This is a genomic window from Fuscovulum sp. (genome assembly GCA_035192965.1).
In the GTDB taxonomy this organism is placed as follows: domain Bacteria; phylum Pseudomonadota; class Alphaproteobacteria; order Rhodobacterales; family Rhodobacteraceae; genus Paragemmobacter.
Map to the genome: position 1 here is coordinate 586,315 of CP136571.1, position 21,690 is coordinate 608,004.

Sequence of the window (21,690 nt, forward strand, 5' to 3'; positions counted from 1 at the left end):
TTCAGACAGACCCCGTGCGCTTTTCCATCAGGAACCAAGTTACGTCATCTTGCGGAAACTGCGGATCGCGCCGATAGGCAAAGCCGTAATCCACAAGCGACATGTTCGGATGCCGGTCGAGGATTTCGCCTGCGAAATCACGCTTGAACAGCTTGTCGGTCTGGTTGCGGTAAGGAATCGCAACCGGCGACGGGTTGTAGTATTCCGCGACCAGCAGCCAACGCTTGGTGCTGTCAACAAGCCGGTCATAGACCTGGGGCAGCAAATCCGGATTGAGGTGAATGAGAACGCCCTTGATCAGCGCCAGATCGGCCTTTGCCTTGGGCGTAAAGTCGATGATCGACCCGCAATAGACGTTCTCTTTCCCGATCAGTTCACCAAGCTGCGCGGCGGCGGCTTCGTTGATCTCGGCCGCTTCAAAGGCCATGCCCGGGAAAAGATGGCCCAAAGCGCGCAGGTTCATCCCGATATTCGCGCCGAACTCGATGCAGCTTTTGATCCCATAGGCCTGCCGCAGCGCCCGCGAGAAAAAGTTGAGGTTCGACGCAAGAAGTTGCGGGCTGTTGTTTCGGGAGATGTAGTCACGCCCAAATTCGCCTGCCCAGAACGCCTCTTGTTCGGTTGAGTAACTCATTGTTTTTCCTCGGTTTGACGAAGGCAGCGGTAAAGGATTTCTGCGAAGTTCCAGTCTTCTTCGGTGTCGATGTCCTGGACCAGATGCCTTGGCAAAATGATGGTCGTTGAGCCCGGGCCGTAGATGGAGATGCCGCCCATCCATGCTTCGTATGTTCCCCAATAGAATGCCCCGGCGTCATGCACGGCTTCAACCAGATCTTGTGACCGAGTAAGTTCATGCGCGGGTTCAAGCATTGTCACGCCGCCGTTTTCCAGCCGCCGCAAGGCGCGCTGGGGCGGGAAGGCGAAAGTCGTCACGGGGAAGCAGTAATTCGCGCCAGAAGATTTCAGCAGGTCATAGGCCTGTCTGAGGTGTTCGGGCGTAACAAAAGGGGCGGTTGCGTAAAGGCAGCAGACATGGCTGGGTTGCGGCCCGTTCTGCGCCAACCACCGTGTGGCATGTTCGATGACGGCGATTGACGTTGCATGGTCGTCGGACAGTTCTGGTGGCCGCACGAAGGGAACTTCGGCGCCAGCCTGTTTTGCGATTTCCGCGATTTCCGCATCATCTGTTGAAACAAGGATGCGATCAAAGCATCCGGATGAGGCGGCGGCGTGGATCGGGTGCGCAATCATCGGCAAGCCGCCGAACGGGCGCACGTTTTTTCTTGGGACGCGTTTCGATCCACCACGAGCGGGAATTATGCAGACCCGCATCTCAAGAAAACCCCACCTGAAACCGTCATTCCGTAAAAACTACTAATGCGTTTCCAGTACTTCAGCAAGAAGTGTGGCGCAACATTTTGAGCCAGCTTTGCAGCGGGCCCCCAGAATAAGCGGGTTAGTTTAACAGGCCTTTCAATGCCGCGACGACCGCGTTCTGGTCTTGCATGGTCAGGGTTGCAAAAAGCGGCAGGCTGATCGCGCTGCGGTAATATGCTTCGGACTGTGGAAAATCGCCCCAATCTGACCGCAGCTTGCGATAGTAGGGATGCCGGTAGACCGGAATGTAATGCAAATTCACGCCAATCCCTGCGCCACGCAGCGCGTTGAAGATGGACAGATGTGAAGATTCAAGGTTTTGCGGCAATCGCACAACATACAGATGGTGCGCGGATGACGCCTCGGATGACCGGCCTTGCAGGATGAGACCCGTCGACTGCAACAGGCTGTCATACCGGTCGGCAAGTTTGGCCCGCGCAGAGACGAAGGCATCCAGCCTGCTCATCTGGCTAAGGCCAAGGGCGGCGCAGATGTCTGTCATCCTGTAGTTGAAGCCAAGTTCCAGCTGCTGATAGTACCATGGCCCTTCATTCGGGCCCTCATACAGCGCCGTGTCGCGCGTTATTCCGTGCGACCGGAGCAACTGCATGCTCTGTGCAAGCCCGGCGTCATTGGTCAGCGCCATTCCACCTTCGCCGGTCGTGATGATCTTCACAGGGTGGAAACTGAAGACCGTGATGTCGCTGTACTGGCAGGACCCGACCGGTTGATCGCCATACCTTCCGCCAATGGCATGAGACGCGTCTTCGATGATGCGAAAGCCATATTCACGGCCCAGTGCGGCGATCGCGGCCATATCGGCAGAAAGCCCCGACAGGTGGACAGGAACCACGATCTTTGGCAGGCGGTTCTGGGCAGCGGCCTGATCGAGCTTTTGCTTCAGCGCGGACACAGACATGTTGCAGGTGATCGGGTCGATATCAACAAAATCGACCTCGGCACCGCAGTAGAGGCCCGCATTCGACGACGCCACAAAGGTGATCGGGCTGGTCCAGAGGATATCCCCCTTTTGCAGGCCAAGGGCCAGGCAGGCGATATGCAGGGCCGATGTCGCGCTGTTCACGGCAATCGCATGGGCAACGCCGCAATACCCCGCTACGGCGGCCTCGAACTTTGGAACGCAGGGCCCCTGCGTCAGGAAATCCGATTGCAGCACATCGACGACGGCGTCGATGTCTTTCTGGTTGATGTCTTGGCGGCCGTACGGGATCACCTAGATCGCCCCCATCTTGGATGAATGCGCGTCGATCCAGGTGCGCAGTTCGGCCGGCTGCATCCAGTCCGGATTCGTATCGCTGGAATAGGAGAAATCTTCGCTCACCCGGACACCATCCTTGATGCGGGCTGGCGATGAAGACCAGTTGTTGATGGCCGGAAGGATCTTGAAATGATCCTGATATTCATAGGTGAAAGGGGCATCTTCCACGCTGACCATCATCTCGTGGAGTTTTTCGCCGGGGCGAATGCCGACGATGTCTTGGCGCGCGTCCGGGGCGACGACAGATGCAATCTCTGTCACCTTCATGGACGGGATCTTTTTCACATAGATCTCGCCCCCTTCCATATCTTCCAGCGCGTGCCAGACAAGTTTGACCCCTTGATCGAGGGTGATCATGAAGCGCGTCATCCGGGGGTCCGTGATCGGCAGAACGCCACTGTCCTTGATGGACATGAAGAACGGGATGACCGATCCACGCGATCCCATAACGTTGCCATATCTGACCACAGAGAACCGTGTTCCATGTTCGCCTGAATAGGCATTCCCCGCCACGAACAGTTTGTCCGACGCCAGTTTTGATGCGCCATACAGGTTGATGGGGCTACAGGCCTTGTCTGTCGAAAGCGCCACGACCCGCTTAACATTGCAGCCGATGCAGGCGTCGATCACGTTCATCGCGCCGTTCACATTGGTCTTTATGCACTCGAACGGGTTGTATTCCGCAGTTGGCACGATTTTGGTCGCCGCGGCATGGATGACGTAGTCAACGCCTTGGAAGGCGCGGAACAGCCGTTCCCTGTCACGCACGTCGCCGATGAAAAAGCGGACGCGAGGATCGTTGTTGTAGAGCTTTGCCATCTCCCACTGCTTCATCTCATCGCGGGAAAAGATGATGAGCTTGTGCGGATTGAAACGAGCGAGCGTCATTTCGGCGAATGCGTGGCCGAACGAACCGGTGCCGCCGGTTACAAGGATCGTCTTTCCATCCATCATCTTCAGAATCGTCCCGCGTTGCTTTTGCTGTGGTTATCGGTCGATCGCGTTGAAGCTAGCGCCGCCAAAGGTACACGTCGTTCAGGCGCTCAGCTTGCCTGAACCCCGCGTCCTGCATCCGTGTTTCGATCATCTGGGTGTCGTCCGAGCCGTTCGGATAAACCCTTGGATGCAGCTCCATGATCACGAGCGTTGCCTTCTTCACCTGGTCCCACTCGTTCCGCATCAGATCAAGTTCCCCGCCCTCGATATCGCAGACAAGGCTGTATCCTGCCGTATCACCAAGGCTGTTCACCAGTTCGGCAAGCGTAATCGCAGGAACCTTGATGACCTGTTCGCGCGTATCGCCTGGCTTTGCCAGCCGGTTGGAATGGATGTTGTCGCCGATGGCAAAGGCAAGGTGTGATGCCCCATAGCCGACGGCCGCGTTGATCACCTCGGCGCCGCTGTCTGGCCGCTGCGTCGCATTCTGACGACAGATGTCGATGAGCGCGGGGTTTGCTTCGACCACGACATGCCGGACACCCGCTGCCAAACGCGACTGTATCAGGCTGGACAGAACCCCGATCGATCCCCCCAATTCAACAACCGGAAAGGAGGGATCAAGATGGCGCTGCACAAACTCGGCTTCTTCCATCTCATACTTCTTGCGCAGAAGGGCGTTGCCCACACCGGGGGGGCTGTCTGATGGGATGCGAACCGACAGTCCATGGAAATCAAAGGTATAACCGTGCCGGGCAACATGACGCGCGATACGGCGGCGTCGTAGGAAATCCCGGATGAATGTCATCTTTGCCTGATCCCGCGAATGTTCGGCCTTTGGTCGTTCGGCACGATATGTGGCGTTTGGACCGTCCCGCAGGGCAGTGCATAATCCATCGCACGGGGTGGAGCAAGCAAAGCGCAGGTTCTGCTGTCTTGGTGGCATAGCAGCGCCGTTGGGCCGGAAAAGGGAAAGCCCCGGCAGTGCTGCCGGGGCTTTCCAGGGATTTCGAAAAAGAGGGTCGGGCTTACGCCTCAGCCTCTTCCTTCGTTTCAGTGATTTCCAGACCGGTTTCCTGATCGACCATCTTCATGCCAAGGCGAACCTTGCCGCGGTCGTCGAAGCCAAGGAGTTTCACCTTCACTTCCTGACCTTCCTTCAGATGCTCGTTCGGGTGGTTCAGGCGCTTGTTCGCGATTTGCGACACGTGGACCAGACCATCGCGCTTGCCGAAGAAGTTCACGAAGGCGCCGAAATCCACCAGTTTGACAACCTTGCCGGTGTAGATCTTGCCTTCTTCGGGTTCGGCCACAATCGACCAGATCATGTCATAGGCGCGCTTGATCGCATCGGCCGAGGACGAGGCGATCTTGATGATGCCGTCATCGTTGATGTCGACCTTGGCGCCGGACAGTTCCACGATCTCGCGGATAACCTTGCCGCCCGAACCGATGACCTCACGGATTTTGTCCGTGGGGATCTGCAGGGTTTCGATCTTGGGCGCGTATTCGCTGAAGCCTTGCGGGGCAGACAGCGCCTTGTTCATTTCGCCCAGGATGTGCAGACGGCCGTCTTTGGCCTGTGCCAGTGCCTGTTCCATGATTTCCGGGGTGATCCCGGCAACCTTGATGTCCATCTGCAGCGAGGTGATCCCGTTTTCGGTACCAGCAACCTTGAAGTCCATGTCGCCGAGGTGATCCTCGTCGCCGAGGATGTCGGTCAGCACGGCCCAGCGGCCATCATCTTCCAGGATCAGGCCCATGGCCACACCGGCGACCGGCGCTTTCAGCGGAACGCCTGCATCCATCATCGACAGCGAACCGCCGCAGACCGATGCCATCGAGGAGGAACCGTTGGATTCCGTGATCTCGGACACCACACGCACGGTGTACGGGAAATCGGTCGGTGCGGGCAGGACAGCCTGCAGCGCGCGCCATGCCAGTTTCCCGTGGCCGATTTCGCGGCGGCCGGGCGAACCCACGCGGCCAACTTCGCCCACCGAATAGGGGGGGAAGTTGTAATGCAGCAGGAAGTTCGAACGGCTATTGCCATGCAGGGCGTCGATGATCTGCTCATCTTCGCCGGTGCCCAGCGTGGTCACGACCAGCGCCTGCGTTTCACCGCGGGTGAACAGCGCCGAACCGTGGGTGCGCGGCAGGACGCCGGTTTCCGACACGATGGAACGGACGGTTTTGTTGTCGCGGCCGTCGATGCGGGCACCACCATTGATGATGTCGCCGCGCAGGATGGACGATTCCAGCTTCTTGATCGCCGAGCCGAGGTTGATGTCGGCCAGGTCTTCTTCGCCCAGCGCGCCCTTGATCGCGGTCACGGCGGCAGAGATCGCATTGGTGCGGTCCTGCTTGTCCTTGATCGCAAAGGCAGCGCGCATCTGGGTTTCACCGGCAGCTTTGACGCGGGCATAGAGGGCCGAGTAATCGGGCGCTTCGAAATTGAAGGGCTCTTTCGCGGCATCTTCGGCCAGATCGATGATCAGGTCGATGACCGGCTGCATCCCGGCATGGCCGAACTTCACCGCGCCAAGCATTTCGGCCTCGGTCAGTTCATAGGCCTCGGATTCCACCATCATCACGGCGTCTTTGGTGCCGGCGATGACCAGATCAAGGCGCTGGTCGGGGTTGTTGCGCAGGTTCTGCAGATCGTCGACCGACGGGTTCAGAACATATTCGCCGTTCGAGAAGCCGACGCGGGCAGCGCCGATCGGGCCCATGAAGGGAACGCCAGAAATCGTCAGCGCAGCCGAGGCGGCGATGATGGCGACGACATCGGGTTCGTTGTGCAGGTCATGCGACAGCACGGTGCACATCACGAGGACTTCGTTCTTGAAGCCGTCGACGAACAGCGGACGGCAGGGACGGTCGATCAGGCGCGAGGTCAGCGTTTCCTTTTCCGAAGGACGGGCTTCGCGCTTGAAGAAGCCGCCCGGAATCTTGCCAGCGGCGTAGTATTTTTCCTGATAGTGCACGGTCAGGGGAAAAAAGTCCTGCCCCGGCTTTGCCTGCTTGGCAAAGGTCACGTTGGCCATGACCGAGGTTTCGCCAAGGGTGGCGATCACGGTGCCGTCGGCCTGACGGGCAACCTTTCCGGTTTCCAGGGTAAGCGTTTCACCGCCCCACTGGATGGATTTCTTGATAACGTTGAACATCAGCGGATCCTATCTGGAGGATATCGGCCCCTGCCGACCCTCCGTTTTCCTGGCGGCCCCATTGCCGCCGCCCCCTATCCTTCGCATGTGGCCGGGGGCATGGCCTCACGTCGCAGATGGGGGGCGCATACAGGAAAACAGGGGGTTTGGAAAGCACCGAGTGGGGCGTGGGCGCAAGCGGAGTTTGACGCCAACCCGGCGGCGATCCCTGCGTCAAACATCGCCAAGGTCGGACCGGCGTCGCCAGGAACGCAAAACGCCCACGACCTTGCGGGTCGCGGGCGTTCGGGCAACCCTTGCGGGAAGGATTAGCGGCGCAGACCCAGACGGCCGATCAGCGACGTGTAACGCGCTTCGTCTTTGGTCTTGAGGTAGTCCAGCAGTTTGCGGCGCTGGGCGACCAGCATCAGAAGGCCACGGCGAGAGTGGTTGTCCTTCTTGTGGGTCTTGAAGTGTTCGGTCAGCGTCGCGATGCGCGACGACAGGATCGCAACCTGAACCTCGGGCGAACCGGTGTCGCCTTCCTTGGTTGCGTAGTCTTTGATAACGCGGGCTTTTTCTTCGACAGTGATCGACATCGGATGTCTCCTGTTCAGAGGGTGAAGGCGCAAGCCGGGATGTCGTCCAGCAAGGCCGATAGAACCGCAGCGAGTCGGCAGACCCGCGCGGATGGCGGCGTATAGGAGAAAATGTCCGAAAAGAAAAGCGTCAAACGGAAGTGGGTTAACCACGCCTGCGGAATCCGGGGTGGATTGGCGCTGCGCTGCTGGAAAGAAAGCGGTGATTCTGGCATGGTAACACCGGTGGATACGGGCTGGGGGGCCTGTATCGCGCGGTCGGTGTAAGGGGTGCCATCCATGTTCGGATTGCTGGGTCTTGTCGGGCTGGTCGTCGCCGGGATGGTGGCCGATGCCACCGTGAATCCCGGGACCGAGGACGACGATCCCGAAGCTGATCCCACCGAAGCCAAGGGTGGCGAACCGGCGGATGAGGCCGCGACCGCCGATCTGCTGGCCCTGACCTATGCCGACAGCAACGCTGACGGGATGCCCATCAGTGACGACATTCCCGACACCCCGGATGACGACAGGGTGATGCATGGTACATCCGGCAGCGACATCCTGAACGGGGCGGGCGGCAATGACCTGCTGACGGGTGGCGCAGGGCGGGACGCTCTCAGCGGCGGTGGCGGCGATGACCGGCTGCTGGGCGGGGCGGGCGATGATGATATTGACGGCGGCAGCGGCGATGACCGCCTTTTGGGCCGCCTTGGCGCAGATCGGCTGACTGGCGGGGCGGGGGATGATCTGCTGCGCGGGGGCAGCGGGGTGGATTATCTGGCAGGGGGTGAGGGTGATGATCTTCTTGCCGGAGGGGCCGGGGCCGACAGCGTGCTGGGCGGTGCGGGTGATGATGTGCTGCGGGGTGGCCTCGGGGATGACTGGCTTTCCAGTGGCGCGGGTGCGGATGCGCTGACAGGTGGCAAGGGGGCGGATACGCTGGATGGGGGCGAGGGCGATGACACGCTGGATGGCGGGGCAGGGGCGGATTACCTGAACGCTGGGGCCGGAAATGATGTGCTGCGTTTGTCGAGCGAAACTTATGCCACCGGCGATGGTGGGGCAGATAGGTTCGAGATGATGGCGCCGGGCAGTTCCCTGATCGCCGATTTCAATCCGGAGGAGGACAGTCTGGTTGTTGTCTATGAACCGCCCGCCGATGGCGGGATGCCAGACATCACGGTGCAGACGGATGGCAAAGATGCCCTGATCCTGCTGGATGGCGAGGTGCTGGCCCGCGTCGCCAACGGGGCCGGGCTGACGCCCGCGGATATTCAGCTGCGCGCGGCCTGATCCCCGGTAAAGAAGGGCAAAAAGGCCGCCAGCACGGCCTGCGGGTTTTCCTCCATCACGAAATGGCCGGACTCGCAGGCGTCATCCGTCACCGTATCGGCCCAGCGCCGCCAGATGCCCGCCGGATCGCCGGTGCGGGCGGGAAAGCCGTGCCGCCCCCACAGGAAATGCAGCGGTGCCGTGATGCGGCGGCCTGCGGCGCGGTCGGCCACGTCATGCGCGCGGTCGGTGGTGGCCCCGGCGCGGTAGTCGGCACACATGGCGTGAATGCGGGCGGGGTCTGATGCCTGTTCCCGGTAGGACTGCAGCGCAAAGGCCGGAAAGACCGACAGCGATTTCTCTCGCGTCCAGCCTTGCAGTGTATGGTCAACCCAGGCCACGGGATCAGAGGCGATCATCCGTTCCGGCACCGGGGCAGGCTGGGCGAGAAACGTCCAATGCCAGGCGGACATGCCAAGGTCATATCCCCAGTTGTCCCAGTATTCGGCGGTGGGGGCGATTTCGACGATGCCAAGGCGACGAACCCGCGCAGGGTGATCCAGCGCCAACCGATAGGCCACCCGCGCGCCGCGATCATGGCCAAGGATATGGGCCGATGGCAGGCCAAGCTGATCCATCAGCGCCACGATATCGGCAGCCATCTGGCGTTTCGAATAGGCGTCATGGGTGGCATCATCGGGCGGCGCATCGCTTTGGCCATAGCCGCGCAGATCGGGGATGATCACATGAAACCGGTCAGTAAAGGCAGGCGCGATCTTCGCCCAGCACAGGCCGTTTTCCGGAAAGCCGTGGAGCAGGATCAGCGGTGCGCCCTTGCCTGCTTGTTGCACCGAAAGCGTGATGCCGGGTAGGGCGATGCGGTCACGGGTGAAACCGGGGATCGTGGTCATGGCCAAAGCTCTGGCTGGCGGTCATAGCCGATATAGAGCGGGTGCTTGGGGTACCCCCCCTGCGACAGGCCAAGCGTGTACAGCGGTCGGCCCGTGGCGCGCAGCAGACGTTCCACCTGCGCCCCCCGCCCCAGATGCGCGCCATGGGTGCCCCAGGCGCAGATGATGCGATCGGCCCAGCCCTGCGCGCTGTCGGCAATCGCGGCGTCATTGCCGGGGCCGATGGGATCGGCCATCGCGCGCATCACGCGGGGATCGGTGGCGCGAAAGGCAAAGATGTTGGTCACCCGGAACGCCCCGAACCCCAGCGCCCGCGCACGGCGTTCGCAACGCTCTACCGTGGGGTCATTTTGCACTTCGGTCGCCGTGGATGGGTTCAGCATCACGAAAAGCGCCTTTTCCCCTGACGGATCCCAGACGCGCGTCAACAGATAGCGATACGCCTCACATGGGGAATAGACCGCCGTGCTGGCGGCATCGCCTTTCTGATGGGTGCGGGTGATCATGCGGCATTGCCTTTGGCTGACCTTTGCAGCGTATTTGACCCAAGGTGAGATGGCAAAGGGATCAGTTGAACACGCGCGTCGGGTGCAATTCGCCCGATTGATAGCGCCCGACCGCCAAGGCGCGCCCCTGATATGAGGCCCAAACCTCCGTCCCCCATTCGATGCCCGAAGCGATAACCATACCCGGATTGCCGTTGCGCAGGCGGGCGGCGCCTTCGGGCGTGGCGATCACCTGCGGCAGGTCTGTCAGGCCCAGTTCCAGCGGTTTGATCAGGCTGTCGATTTCATCCGTGCGGGCGAGACGGTCGATCTCTTCCAGACTGACGCCGTCGCTGGCAACAAAGGGCCCCGACCATTCGCGCCGCAGCCATTGCACATGGCCAAGGCAGCCCAGGGCGCGGCCAAGGTCGCGGGCGATGGACCGGACATAGCCGCCCTTGCCGCAGACCATTTCCAGAAGCGCATGATCGGCATCGGGGCGGTCGGTCAACGTCAGGCTGTCCACCCAGAGCGGGCGGGCGGCAAGGTCCATCTGTTCGCCTTCGCGGGCAAGGTCATAGGCGCGTTCGCCATCCACCTTGACGGCGGAAAACTGTGGCGGCACCTGCTGAATATCCCCGCGAAAGGCGATCAGGGCCGCCTCGATCTCGGCATTTGTCGGGCGGGTGGTGGCGGTGTCGATGACCGTGCCTTCGGCATCATCGGTCGTGGTCGCTGCCCCGAAACGCACCATGAAACGATAGCATTTCAGCGCATCGGTGATGTAGGGAACGGTTTTCGTGGCTTCGCCCAAGGCCACGGCCAGAACCCCGGTCGCGGCGGGGTCCAGCGTGCCGGCATGGCCGGCCTTTTGCGCCTGAAACGCCCACTTCACCTTGTTCACCACTGAGGTCGAGGTGATGCCCGCCGGTTTGTCGACAATCAGCCAGCCCGAAACCGCCCTGCCCTTTTTCGTGCGCGCCATGCCCATCCCCTGTGTGAAGCAGCGCGTGCTAGCGAAGGCAGGGTCGGGCGTCAACCGCCGAGAAAAGGTCGCGTTTACTCTTTCCCCCAGCGGGCTTGGCCTGCTATGCCTGCGCACATGACATGGACGTTGCCGAATATCCTGACGGTGATCCGCCTTTTGGCCGCACCTGGCGTGGCCATCCTGTTCCTGTATTTCCACCGGCCTTGGGCGGATTGGTTCGCTTTGGCGCTGTTTGTCAGCGCGGCGATCACCGATTGGTTTGATGGCTATCTGGCGCGGGCGTGGAAGCAGGAATCCAAGTTCGGCGCGATGCTGGACCCAATCGCCGACAAGGCGATGGTGGTGATCGCGCTGGTCATCATCACAGGCTATTCCGGCATGAACCCCTGGCTGATCCTGCCCGTGACCGCGATCCTGTTCCGTGAGGTGTTCGTATCCGGCCTGCGCGAATTTCTTGGGGCCAAGGCGGGCCTTTTGAAGGTAACAAAACTGGCCAAGTGGAAGACCACGGCGCAGATGGTGGCGATTGCGGTGCTATTTCTGGGCACCGGGCTGGAACATGTCGAAGGGATCGCCCGGCAAGGCATGACGACGGATCAATATGCCGAGTTGGTGACGCAAGGCCTGGCCGATCCGATCCGGTCCTGCGGGACGCGAGGCTGTTCATCCTATGCCACGCTGGTGGGGCTGGTTTTGATCTGGGTCGCGGCGATCCTGACGATGATCACCGGCTGGGATTACTTCCGCAAATCGCTGCCCTTCCTGAAGGATGGCAAATGATCGACGTGCTGTATTTCGCCTGGGTGCGCGAACGCATCGGCCTGCCGCGCGAACGGATCGACACGCAGGCCGCGACGGTGGCCGATCTGGTGGCCGAACTGCGGGCGCGCGAAGACCGGTATGATGCGGCATTCGCCGATTTGGCCAGCCTGCGCGTGGCGCTGGACCAGCAGCTTGCGTCTTTCGATGCGCCACTGGCCGGGGTGCGTGAAGTGGCGTTTTTCCCGCCGATGACGGGGGGCTGAAGATGCGGATCGCCGTGCAAGAGACGGCATTCGATCTGGGAGATGAGGCGCGGGCCTTTGCGGCGGGTGCCGCGGGCGCGGGCGCGGTGGTCACCTTTACCGGCGTGGTGCGCGGCGATGGCGGCATGGCCGCGATGGAGATCGAGCATTATCCCGGCATGACGGAAAAGGCGATTTCCGCGATTGTGGATGAGGCCGTGTTGCGCTGGGCGCTGGTGGATGCGCTGGTGATCCATCGGTATGGGCGGCTGGTGGTGGGTGAGCCGATCATGATGGTTGCCACCGCCGCACCGCACCGGGCAGATGCCTTTGCGGCGGCTGAGTTCCTGATGGATTACCTGAAATCCCGCGCGCCGTTCTGGAAAAAGGAAATCGGCGCGGATGGTGCGGCTTGGGTCGCGGCCAAGGACGCGGATGAGGCGGCGCTTACCCGCTGGTGAACCGCGCCTGCCAAGCGGGCAGCACATCGCCGGGCATGGGTTGCGCCAGATAAACCGCGCGGGCGATGGCACGGGCAAGGCAGCTTGCCCCCGCATGGCCCAGCCTGAAGGCATCACCAATCGGGTCTGACAGGGGACGGTCTCCGGTAGCGGCAGCAAAGACCAGATCGCCATCCAGCAGGGTATGTGACGGCACCAGCGCACGCGCCATGCCATCCTGCGCCGCTGTGGCAAGGCGTTGGCATTCCGCCTGTGTCAGGGCGGCATCGGTTGCGATGATGGCGATGGTGGTCGCCTCACCCCTTCCCTTGGTTGGCGGGGGTTCATCGCCTGGGTCATGGGCGGTGGCGGGGCCAAAGCCGCCGAATTCCGCCCCCATCTCCCATGGGGCGGCCCAGAAATGCGGGCCGTTGCCCACCGTGGCCGACCCCAGCGCATTGACCGCCACCAAGGCGCCGATGCGATGGCCGCTGTCCAGCACGGCCGAGGCAGAGCCAAGCCCGCCCTTCCACCGCCCGGTCAATGCGCCATAGCCTGCACCGACGCTGCCAAGGGCAGGGTGGTCGTCAACGGCGTTCAGCGCAGCAAGGCCAAGCGCGTGATAGGGATTGCGGTCCCATGACTTGTCACCGCCATTCAACAGATCGAACAGGATCGCGCCCGGCACGATGGGCACCCGCTGATCGCCGACAGCAAAGCCCCGCCCCATCGCGCGCAGGCCATCTGCCACGCCAGAGCAGGCATCAAGGCCAAAGGCCGACCCGCCAGCAAGCACCAGCGCATCCACCTGCTGCACCAGCCTGTCGGGGGAAAGCAGGTCCGTCTCACGCGTGCCGGGGGCACCACCCATGATGTTCACGGCAGCGGTAAAGGGGCGCTGGGCCGTCAGCACCGTGACACCCGATCTCAGGCGCGGATCATGGGCATGGCCGACCGACAGGCCTGGCACATCGGTGATCAGGTTTCTTGGTCCCGGTTTCATGCGTCCCCCGGCCCTGCCTTCACAATGACCATGCCTGATGGGTGGCACGGCATCGCCTGGCAGGCAAGGCCGGGGCGTCGATCAGAAGTCGAACATCTGGCCGAGGAAGGATTTGCGCTTCTTATGCTGGCCCGTGCGACGGTAGTATTCATCGTCATTGTCATCATCGCTGCGCCAAGATTGCGGGGAATGACCCGGTTGCTGGCCGTAGGCGGGCGGCGGCGGCGGCGGTGCCGTGCGATGCTGGGCCTGCGGCGCCGGGATGGGCGCGGCGGGGGCCGCTTCTGCGGCGCGGTCGATGATCTTGTCCAACTCGCCCCGGTCCAGCCAGACACCCCGGCATTTCGGGCAATAGTCGATTTCAACGCCGTTTCGGTCTGCCATCACAAGGGTTTCGTTATCGACGGGGCACTTCATACTCTGGCTCTCCTGTTGCGGACCCGACTGAAATGGGGAACCGCGCCTGATCTGCAAGGCAGGTCGCCGCAGATTCGGGGCGGAGTCCGGGGCAGAAAGGCCGCAATCGGGGCAAACGCGCGTGAATCGGCGGCGCATGGGGCGGCAGGGCTTGACGGTTTACCATTCAAACGTGCTTCTAGGCCCCAGCTTTCCCCTGACCCGAGTCTCCAACGTGCAATCCATCCTGATCCGCCTGACCGCCTTGCTGGCCCTTCTGGGGTTGGCCGCCTGCGCCGATGTGCCCAATAGCGCGGCAAACCCGCCGCCCGCCGCCGAGGTGCCGCCCCATTATCAGGCGGTGCAGGATGGTGAATACCTGATCCCGGCGGTGGAGCCGTTGCATCTGTTCGGCACCAACCCGCGGGCCGAGGTTGATTACGCCGGAACCGAAGAGCCGGGGACCATCGTCGTTGATACCTATGCGCGGGTGCTTTACTACGTCATGGAAGGCAACCGCGCGCTGCGCTACGGCATCGCCGTAGGGCGTGAGGGGATTTCCTTCCGCGGCACCGGCTATGTGGGGCGCAAGGCGGAATGGCCGTCCTGGACGCCGACCGCGAACATGGTGCGGACACGGCCCGATCTTTATGCGCAATTCGCAGGCGGCCTGCCGGGCGGGCTGGACAACCCGCTGGGTGCGCGGGCGCTCTATCTCTATCGCGGGGGACGGGACACGATGTTCCGCATCCATGGCACGATCGACAATGCCTCGATCGGGCGGGCGACCAGCGCAGGCTGTATCCGGCTGTTCAATCAGGATGCCATCGACCTGTTCAACCGCGCCGAATCCGGTGACCGTATTGTCGTGCGGACGCTGGAGCAGAGCCTCGCGGCCGAGGGTCCATACATGGATGATGCCTATGGCCGCGCCGTGCCGGACACGCCTGAAAACCGCGAACGTTTTGATAACGACGTAGCGGCCATCGCCGCCGCCGAAGCTCGCAGCCAGCAGGAGCAGCTTGCCGCCGCCGAAGCCGCCGCAGAACAGGCCGCACGGGACGAACGCCGCCGCCTGCGCATCTGCCGCAACCGCGGTCTGGATGAGGCCGAATGCCCGACGCTGGAAGAACTGGCGGGCTGAGGCCACGATTTTTTTGCGAAAAATCAGAAAGGGCGAGGGGAAACCCTCGCCCTTTTGTTTGGAACCCCGATGCCGGGCGGGAATTTTCGCAGAAAATTCGCAGACCCGTCAGATAATGACATAATCTTTCAGCGTGGTTTCCACCACTTCCCATGTGCCAACGAACCCCGGCCGGATGATCCAGCTGTCACCGGCCTTCAGATGGATCGCGGTGCCGTCCGTTGCGGTCAGGATCGAATGGCCGGCATGGATATGCACATATTCCCATTCCGCATAGCTGACCTTCCATTTCCCGGGTGTGGATTGCCACATGCCGGAAGCAATCCCGTCGCGATCTTCGATGCTCCATGTGGTGTGGACGGGATCGCCCGCCAGAACCTTTTCCGGCGCGGGGCGGTCCACCTCGGGGGGGATGCCGTCGCGGGTGATGCGTTGGGTGAGGGACATGTCAGGCTCCACGTTTTGCCGTGTAATGGGAGGCGAGGGCGCGCGCCCGGTCAAGAGGGGATTGCGGGGGCATCGCATCCGGGCAATGCCGCATTGCAGCGGTGCAATCTTGCTGTTGCGGCGCGGCTGTGCCTCTATAACGGGCAGAATTGAGAGAGGGACCCGCCCATGAGCGCCACCGCCCCCGTCCGGCCCGTGCTGCCGCCCGACATCACCGCCCGCAAGGGCGGGGTGCCGCTGGTCACGCTGACGGCCTATACCACACCCATGGCGCGGCTGGTCGATGCCCATTGCGACATCGCGCTGGTGGGCGATTCCGTGGGCATGGTGCTGCACGGGATGCCGTCCACCATCGGGGTGACGCTGGACATGATGATCCTGCACGGCCGCGCGGTGATGCGTGGGCTGTCCAAGGCAATGGCCGTGATCGACATGCCCTTTGGCACCTATGAGGAAAGCCCGCAGCAGGCCTATCGCAACGCCGCGCGGTTGATGGCGGAAACGGGTGCGCCCTCGGTGAAGCTGGAGGGGGGGCAGCACATGGCCGAGACCATCGCCTTCCTTACCGCGCGCGGCGTGCCGGTCATGGCCCATGTCGGGCTGACGCCGCAGTCGGTGAACACGCTGGGCGGATACAAGGTGGTGGGCCGCGAGGATGAGGCGGTCAAGGTCATGCGCGACGCCAAGGCCTGCGAGGCGGCGGGGGCCTTTTCCATCATTCTGGAAAAGGTGCCGGTCGGGCTGGCCGGGCGAATCACGGCAGAGCTGAAAATCCCAACCATTGGCATCGGGGCGGGGCTGGATTGCGACGGGCAGGTGCTGGTGATTGATGATATGCTGGGTATGTTCACCGATTTCCGCCCGAAATTCGTAAAGCGTTATGCCGATCTGGGCCGCGCGGCGGATGAGGCCATTGCCGCCTATGCCGCCGATGTGCGCGCGCGCGCCTTTCCGGGGCCGGAACATGGATTTGCGGATCAGGTGAAGGCGTGACCGAAATCATCCGCACGGTGGCCGACCTGCGCGCGCTGGTGCGCGGATGGAAGGCCGAGGGGCATATTGTGGGCGTGGTCCCCACGATGGGCGCGCTGCATGAAGGGCATCTGAGCCTGGCCCGCCGGGCCAAGGCGGAATGTGGGCGGGTGATCACCACGATCTTTGTGAACCCCAAGCAGTTCAACAACCCGGACGACCTGAAGAAATACCCCCGCACTGAGGATGCCGATGCGGCGCTTCTGAACTGGGTCGGGGTCGAGGCGATCTTTGCCCCCGCGCCCGACGAGGTTTATCCCGAAGGCTTTGTGACCACGGTTTCCGTGGGCGGCGTGTCGCAACCGCTGGAAGGTGCGCTGCGGCCGGGGCATTTCGAAGGTGTGGCGACAGTGGTGGCCAAACTGTTCGGGATGACGCAGGCGGATCGGGCCTATTTCGGGCAGAAGGATTGGCAGCAGTTGCAGGTGGTGCAGCGTCTGGTGGCCGACCTGAACCTTGCGGTCACAGTGGTGGGTTGTGAAACGGTGCGCGATCCTGACGGGCTGGCCATGTCATCGCGCAATGTGCGCCTAACGGCAGAAGGGCGGCGGAAGGCACCCGCGCTTTATGCCGCGATGCTGGCGGCGGCGCGGGATTTCCGGTCGGGCCTGCCCGAAGATCAGGCGATGGCCCGTGCGGCAGAGGCAGCGCTGGCCGAAGGGTTCGACAGCGTGGAATACTTTGCCCTGCGCGATGCCGAAACGCTGGGCGCGGTCACCGATCCGAACCGCCCGTTGCGGATGCTGGCGGCCGCCTGGCTGGATGACGTGCGGCTGATCGACAATATCGCGGTGTGATCCCACCTAACGCCGCAGCCGATCAAAGCTGCAGGCGGTCGGATTGAGTGGATGCGAAATGCCGCGCCTCATCCGTGGTGCGGCGCTGGGCGGCAAAGGGTTCGATCCGCGGATCGGCCGCGCGCAGGATGCGCGCCGACAGCCGCGCGTCCTTGGCCAGATAAAAGCGGCCCCCGTGATCAATCGTGATCGCCTCCAGCCGGTCGATCAAGGCGTGCGCGCGTGACGTGGCCGGAAAATCCAGCGCCAGCGTATGGCCGGGCTGCGGGAAGGATATCCCTGTCCCCTCTGCCCCCAGCCGTTTCAGCACTGCAAGGAAAGATCCCTGCCCGCTGGCCGAGATGGCAGTGAGCAGCGCCGTCATTCCTGCCCGGGCCGAGGCATCGGGCAAGACGCATTGGAATTGCAAAAACCCCTTGCGGCCATAGATGCGGTTCCAGCCAAGGATGGCATCCAGAGGATAGAAATAACTGTCCCAGTCCACCATGCGGGTGCCTTGCTGGCGCAGACCCGCCTGCCAGTAAAGCGCGTTGAAGGCGCGCACGGTAAAGCTAGTCAGTGCGAAACCGGGCAGGTCGATCGGCACTGATTTCTTGCCGCGCGGCTTTGGCAACACGGGGTGACGGCCCAATTCGCTGCGGCTGGCATGTTCGCCCGTCATCACCAAGGATCGGCCCATCGCATCGCCGGTGGCAAGGCAATCGATCCAGGCCACGGCATAGGTGGCGTCAGTTTCTGCATCCAGCAGGTCCATCGCGGCGGCAAGGTTGGGCGCGGCCTGCGTGGTTTGCCGGATCCATCCGGATTCGACGGGGCGCAGCCGGATGGCCGCGCGCAGGATGATGCCGGTCAGGCCCATGCCGCCCACGGTTCTGTCGAACAGATCATTGTTATCGGCGGGGGTACAGCGGTGGACGTTGCCTTCGCCATCCATCAGATCGATCCAGTCGACGGTGCCGCGCATGCCGCCATCGCGATGGTGGTTCTTGCCATGTACATCGGCGGCGATCATGCCGCCCAGAGTGACGAATTTCGATCCGGGCGTGACGGCGGGAAACCATCCCTGCGGCAGGAAGGCAGCGATGATATCGGCCAGAAGGATGCCCGCCTCGGCCACCAGCTGCCCGGTGGCGGGATCAAACCCCAGCACCCGGTCAAAGCGGCGCATGTCGACGGTCTGGCGGCCCACGGCGCTGTCGCCATAGGCCCGGCCATTGCCGCGCGCGATCAGCGGCCCCTGGGACAGGGCGGCGCGGAGTTCCCCTTCGGCATCGGGTTGCAGCAGGCGGGTGTCCTGAACGGGTGTGCGGCCCCAGCCGGAAAGTTTCATGCCGTCGCCTCTGTCCGGGTAAAGACGTATTTGCTGTCCAGCTTGTATTTCACAACATAGCCCACGCTCAGCCCCAACACCGCGCCGAGTTCGCGCATCGCATCCGTCCGCCAGATCAGCCAGAAGGCTGTTTCGGTTGCCCAGAACAGCGCGGTCGTCACCAGACCCATTACCGTGTACAGCAGGAATTGCTGCCCACTGGCGCGCAGCCCGGTGGTGGAGTCGTTAAAGATGTAGCGCTTGTCGAGGATGTATTTCAGCACCAGCCCGGCGGCGGTTCCCGCCACCATGGCCAGCGCAAAGATCACCGCCCCCTCGCCCCCCATCAGCACGATCCGCTGCACGCCCAGATTGGCCAGCGTCGCAAGGATGGCAAAGGCCGTATAGCGCAGCACAAGGGTGGTGCGGGTCACAGCAGTGTTCCCCCGAAGATGAAACCGACCGCCGCCAAAAGGCAGATACGGCTGGTCTTGTCCTTGACGGCATAGACCACCGGATCATCGTGCATCTGGCCGCGATGGGTGATCAGGACAATCCGGGTGATCCAGTAGAGCTGGATCACGAAGACGCCCCAAAGCGTGGCTGGCTGCGCGTAAAGTTCGCGCACATCCGGACTGTTGAGGTAGAGCGCAAAGACCAGCACCGAAACAAACCCTGCGCCCAAGGCGATCATGCTGATGATCGGCAGGTCGTCGACGTGATAGCCGCGCCCGGCCACCGCCAACTTGCCACGCTGGGCAAGATCAACCAATTCGGCCTGCCGCTTTACGGCGGCGAGGGCAAAGAAGAAGAAGATCGCAAAGGCAAACAGCCAGACCGAAAGCGTGATGCCGGTGGCCACTCCGCCCGCCAGAATGCGCAGCGTATAGAGGCCGGCCAGAACGCAGATATCGATCACGATCTGCCGCTTCAGATGCAGCGAATAGGCAGTGGTCAGCACGAAATAGCAGCCCATCAGCGTGACAAAGGGCAGGCCAAGCGGGATCGACAGGCACAACCCCGCCAGAATGAAGGCTGGGGCCAGCCAGGTGCCCATGGCCACAGGCAACGCGCCGGAGGCGAAGGGCCGCATCCGCTTGCGCGGGTGGGCGCGGTCGGGGCCAAGGTCGAGAAGATCGTTCAGCAGATAGACACCAGAAGCGACCAAGCTGAAGGCGGCAAAGGCCAGCGCGCCCAGCAGAAGGGTTGCGGTATCAAAGCGGTGCGCCGCAAGGATTGGCACGAAGACAAGAATGTTCTTCAGCCATTGATGCGGACGCATCGCCTTGAGCAATGGGCGCAGGATCGGTTCGGCGGTGACGATATGTTCGATGGGCTTGCCCAACGCTTCGGCCTTGCGGGCCAGCGCGGCGGGGGCATTGACGGTGATGATCGCCCCTGCCTCGGCCCAGACCACCAGATCGGCGGTGGCATCGCCCATATAAGCAAAGCGCCCGGCGCCGAAATGGCGGGTCAGGAAGGCGGCCTTGGCGCTGCCTTTCAGGTTGGTCCGCCCGTCGGAGCCATGGGTTTCATCAAACAGGCCCAGATGGGCCGCGATCCGGTCGGCAAGGCCTTGATCGGCGGCCGTGACCAGTGCGGTCCGCCCGCCCCCAGCCCGCCAGTCGCGGATGTGGTCCAGCACCGCCTCATTGTAGGGCAGGGTGGCGACATCGACATGGGATGCTTCGGACAGCAGCCGCTTCAGCGCGGCACGCCCGCCCATAAGTGCGGCAATCGCCCGGAACGGGCTTCGCCAGTTGCGCCCGAAGGCCGACCAGAAGCTTTCATGCAGCATGTCTGAACAGACAAGCGTGCCGTCCAGATCCACCACAAGGACCGGCGCTTCGGGCATGTCTTGCGGATGATCCCCGGTGGCGGGGCTCAGGGCGGTTTGGGCGGTCATGGGCGCACCTCACGGAAAGAACGGCGCAGCACATGCGCGATCACCAGAACCAACACCAAATTCAGCGGGGCCTGGATCGACGGATAGAACGTCAGGTTCTCCGCCGTGGTCCGCACCCCGTCTTGTTCGGTCAGGAAGGACATCGCAATCCCCCAGCCCGTGGCAACCCAGGCAATCGCCAGCAGCGCCATCATTTCCCAAGAGCGACCCTGAGCCAGAAGGCGGGGCGCAACCAGCGCCAGCGCCACCCCGGCCAACGTCATATCATAATCATAGACGTAGGGGCTCATGAACAGCGGGGCGATCATCGCCGCGGCAACGATCACCGTCTTGTCGCTGCGGCGCAGGGCCAGCAGGACGACGGAACCAACTATGGCCACGCCCGCCACGATCTGAACCATCATCGCCATATCGGCCGAAGCCCCGAAGGTGCGCGCGAAGGCATAGACCGAAACCATGCGGTGCAACGGATAATCGCCCGCGCGCAGGAAACCCAGCGCCTCTTGCGATGCAGCCAGCATCAGCGTGAACAGATCGGTTCCGAAAACCAGCGCCGCCGCACCCAAAGTGGCCGCACAGGTGGCCATGGCCAAAGCTGCCACCCCCCAGCGCCCGGTCAGCAGCGCCGCAGCACCGATCCCGATGGCCACATGCGGCTTGATCGCCGCCAGCCCCAGCGCCACGCCCCCGCGCAGGCCCGCATTCAGGCCCGTGCCAAGAATGCCCTGCGCCGCCAGCGCCACGATCCCGGCCACAAGAAACCCGTTCTGCCCGCTGCGGATGTTCACCAGAAGGGCGGGAAAGATCATCACGAAGACAAAGGCCAGATGCCGGGCCGAAATCTGCTGAACGGCCTTGAGATAAAGCGCGAAAGTCGCGGGAACGAACACCGCATAGGCCAGCCAGACCGGCACAGCACCCAGGGCTGCCGTGACAAAGTTATACTGCGGCGGATAGGTGTAGGGCATGAAGGATTCGGTCTGAAGCACTTCGTTCTGCGCGGCAAAGAGCGTGGCAGCGCTATAGGCATCCGCAAGGCGGCCATCCCAATACAGCCAGCCGACCAGCCAGAACGTATCAATATCGGTCATCACGTATTCGACCAGACCGGCAGACTTCAGATACAGGTCAAAGACCGTCTTCAACCCGGCGACAAGGCAGACAAGCGCCATCACGATGATCGTGCGACGGCTGACAAGGTCTGGTGCTGCCATGGCTGCGGTGGGTTGGCTTGAAA

Annotated in this window: 25 protein-coding genes; 7 read left to right on the forward strand and 18 right to left on the reverse strand. The window is 62.6% G+C overall.

What is annotated here, in order from left to right; genetic code table 11:
- Position 1: 1 nt before the first annotated feature.
- The 8 genes from RSE12_02860 to RSE12_02895 all read right to left on the reverse strand — a co-directional run bounded on the left by RSE12_02860 (position 2) and on the right by RSE12_02895 (position 7,618).
- Positions 2-634: a hypothetical protein gene (locus RSE12_02860; GenBank protein ID WRH63290.1), complete on the reverse strand. Its 633-nt coding sequence runs from the start codon at positions 632-634 to the stop codon at positions 2-4.
- Positions 631-1,332: a pseudaminic acid cytidylyltransferase gene (gene pseF, locus RSE12_02865; protein WRH63291.1), complete on the reverse strand. Its 702-nt coding sequence runs from the start codon at positions 1,330-1,332 to the stop codon at positions 631-633. Before pseF ends, RSE12_02860 begins: the two co-directional genes overlap by 4 nt.
- A 124-nt stretch (positions 1,333-1,456) precedes the next feature.
- Positions 1,457-2,611 (reverse strand): UDP-4-amino-4,6-dideoxy-N-acetyl-beta-L-altrosamine transaminase, encoded by a 1,155-nt coding sequence (pseC, locus tag RSE12_02870; GenBank protein ID WRH63292.1) that lies wholly within the window; start codon positions 2,609-2,611, stop codon positions 1,457-1,459.
- Positions 2,612-3,610, reverse strand: coding sequence for a UDP-N-acetylglucosamine 4,6-dehydratase (inverting) (gene pseB / locus RSE12_02875; GenBank protein WRH63293.1), 999 nt, complete (start codon positions 3,608-3,610; stop codon positions 2,612-2,614). It lies immediately after the preceding gene.
- A gap of 55 nt (positions 3,611-3,665) precedes the next feature.
- A complete protein-coding gene (locus RSE12_02880; GenBank protein WRH63294.1) occupies positions 3,666-4,400 on the reverse strand; it encodes an FkbM family methyltransferase in 735 nt (244 codons plus the stop codon).
- A 220-nt stretch (positions 4,401-4,620) separates the two neighbouring features.
- Complete coding sequence (gene pnp / locus RSE12_02885; GenBank protein WRH63295.1) at positions 4,621-6,759, reverse strand: polyribonucleotide nucleotidyltransferase; 2,139 nt, start codon at positions 6,757-6,759, stop codon at positions 4,621-4,623.
- Positions 6,760-7,067: 308 nt separating this feature from the next.
- Positions 7,068-7,337 carry a 30S ribosomal protein S15 gene (gene rpsO, locus RSE12_02890; GenBank protein ID WRH63296.1) on the reverse strand — a complete coding sequence of 90 codons (270 nt, stop codon included), beginning with the start codon at positions 7,335-7,337 and terminating at the stop codon, positions 7,068-7,070.
- 14 nt (positions 7,338-7,351) lie between these two features.
- On the reverse strand, positions 7,352-7,618 hold the full coding sequence (locus RSE12_02895; GenBank protein ID WRH63297.1) for a hypothetical protein: 267 nt from the start codon (positions 7,616-7,618) through the stop codon (positions 7,352-7,354).
- Between RSE12_02895 and RSE12_02900 the strand changes: the two genes are divergently transcribed.
- On the forward strand, positions 7,617-8,612 hold the full coding sequence (locus tag RSE12_02900) for a calcium-binding protein (GenBank protein ID WRH63298.1): 996 nt from the start codon (positions 7,617-7,619) through the stop codon (positions 8,610-8,612). The genes RSE12_02895 and RSE12_02900 overlap by 2 nt on opposite strands.
- Here the strand turns inward: RSE12_02900 and RSE12_02905 are convergent.
- The 3 genes from RSE12_02905 to truB all read right to left on the reverse strand — a co-directional run bounded on the left by RSE12_02905 (position 8,594) and on the right by truB (position 10,972).
- Entirely contained in the window at positions 8,594-9,502 is a 909-nt protein-coding gene (locus tag RSE12_02905; GenBank protein ID WRH63299.1) for an alpha/beta hydrolase, read from the reverse strand. The two genes, RSE12_02900 and RSE12_02905, sit on opposite strands and share 19 nt — an antisense overlap.
- A complete protein-coding gene (locus RSE12_02910; protein WRH63300.1) occupies positions 9,499-10,008 on the reverse strand; it encodes a DUF1643 domain-containing protein in 510 nt (169 codons plus the stop codon). Before RSE12_02910 ends, RSE12_02905 begins: the two co-directional genes overlap by 4 nt.
- 61 nt (positions 10,009-10,069) lie before the next feature.
- Entirely contained in the window at positions 10,070-10,972 is a 903-nt protein-coding gene (gene truB, locus RSE12_02915) for a tRNA pseudouridine(55) synthase TruB (GenBank protein ID WRH63301.1), read from the reverse strand.
- Positions 10,973-11,089: 117 nt separating this feature from the next.
- Here truB and pgsA point away from each other — a divergent pair, with 117 nt between their 5' ends.
- The 3 genes from pgsA to RSE12_02930 are packed head-to-tail and all read left to right on the forward strand — an operon-like array spanning position 11,090 to position 12,440.
- Positions 11,090-11,755 (forward strand): CDP-diacylglycerol--glycerol-3-phosphate 3-phosphatidyltransferase, encoded by a 666-nt coding sequence (pgsA, locus tag RSE12_02920; GenBank protein WRH63302.1) that lies wholly within the window; start codon positions 11,090-11,092, stop codon positions 11,753-11,755.
- On the forward strand, positions 11,752-12,000 hold the full coding sequence (gene moaD, locus RSE12_02925; protein WRH63303.1) for a molybdopterin converting factor subunit 1: 249 nt from the start codon (positions 11,752-11,754) through the stop codon (positions 11,998-12,000). The genes pgsA and moaD overlap by 4 nt, the downstream gene beginning before the upstream one ends.
- 2 nt (positions 12,001-12,002) lie before the next feature.
- Complete coding sequence (locus RSE12_02930) at positions 12,003-12,440, forward strand: molybdenum cofactor biosynthesis protein MoaE (protein ID WRH63304.1); 438 nt, start codon at positions 12,003-12,005, stop codon at positions 12,438-12,440.
- On the opposite strand, the gene RSE12_02935 is transcribed toward RSE12_02930, so the two are convergent.
- Together RSE12_02935 and RSE12_02940 are read right to left on the reverse strand one after the other, a co-directional pair.
- On the reverse strand, positions 12,427-13,422 hold the full coding sequence (locus tag RSE12_02935) for a P1 family peptidase (GenBank protein WRH63305.1): 996 nt from the start codon (positions 13,420-13,422) through the stop codon (positions 12,427-12,429). The genes RSE12_02930 and RSE12_02935 overlap by 14 nt on opposite strands.
- Positions 13,423-13,503: 81 nt before the next feature.
- Complete coding sequence (locus tag RSE12_02940; protein WRH63306.1) at positions 13,504-13,839, reverse strand: zf-TFIIB domain-containing protein; 336 nt, start codon at positions 13,837-13,839, stop codon at positions 13,504-13,506.
- A gap of 151 nt (positions 13,840-13,990) precedes the next feature.
- On the opposite strand from RSE12_02940, the gene RSE12_02945 reads away from it, so the two are divergent.
- Positions 13,991-14,962: a L,D-transpeptidase gene (locus tag RSE12_02945; protein ID WRH63307.1), complete on the forward strand. Its 972-nt coding sequence runs from the start codon at positions 13,991-13,993 to the stop codon at positions 14,960-14,962.
- Between the two features lie 108 nt (positions 14,963-15,070).
- On the opposite strand, the gene RSE12_02950 is transcribed toward RSE12_02945, so the two are convergent.
- Positions 15,071-15,409: a cupin domain-containing protein gene (locus RSE12_02950; GenBank protein WRH63308.1), complete on the reverse strand. Its 339-nt coding sequence runs from the start codon at positions 15,407-15,409 to the stop codon at positions 15,071-15,073.
- Positions 15,410-15,577: 168 nt separating this feature from the next.
- On the opposite strand from RSE12_02950, the gene panB reads away from it, so the two are divergent.
- Both panB and panC read left to right on the forward strand, forming a co-directional pair.
- A complete protein-coding gene (panB, locus tag RSE12_02955; protein ID WRH63309.1) occupies positions 15,578-16,402 on the forward strand; it encodes a 3-methyl-2-oxobutanoate hydroxymethyltransferase in 825 nt (274 codons plus the stop codon).
- Entirely contained in the window at positions 16,399-17,238 is an 840-nt protein-coding gene (gene panC / locus RSE12_02960; protein ID WRH63310.1) for a pantoate--beta-alanine ligase, read from the forward strand. Before panB ends, panC begins: the two co-directional genes overlap by 4 nt.
- Positions 17,239-17,260: 22 nt before the next feature.
- Here panC and RSE12_02965 read toward each other — a convergent pair whose 3' ends face one another.
- From RSE12_02965 to RSE12_02980, 4 genes are read right to left on the reverse strand one after another with little or no spacing between them, the layout of a single operon-like run.
- Positions 17,261-18,568, reverse strand: a complete 1,308-nt coding sequence (locus RSE12_02965; GenBank protein WRH63311.1) for an FAD-binding oxidoreductase — start codon at positions 18,566-18,568, stop codon at positions 17,261-17,263.
- Complete coding sequence (locus RSE12_02970; GenBank protein ID WRH63312.1) at positions 18,565-18,981, reverse strand: GtrA family protein; 417 nt, start codon at positions 18,979-18,981, stop codon at positions 18,565-18,567. Before RSE12_02970 ends, RSE12_02965 begins: the two co-directional genes overlap by 4 nt.
- On the reverse strand, positions 18,978-20,453 hold the full coding sequence (locus tag RSE12_02975) for a UbiA family prenyltransferase (GenBank protein WRH63313.1): 1,476 nt from the start codon (positions 20,451-20,453) through the stop codon (positions 18,978-18,980). Before RSE12_02975 ends, RSE12_02970 begins: the two co-directional genes overlap by 4 nt.
- Positions 20,450-21,667, reverse strand: a complete 1,218-nt coding sequence (locus RSE12_02980; GenBank protein WRH63314.1) for a glycosyltransferase family 87 protein — start codon at positions 21,665-21,667, stop codon at positions 20,450-20,452. Before RSE12_02980 ends, RSE12_02975 begins: the two co-directional genes overlap by 4 nt.
- Between the last annotated feature and the right edge of the window lie 23 nt (positions 21,668-21,690).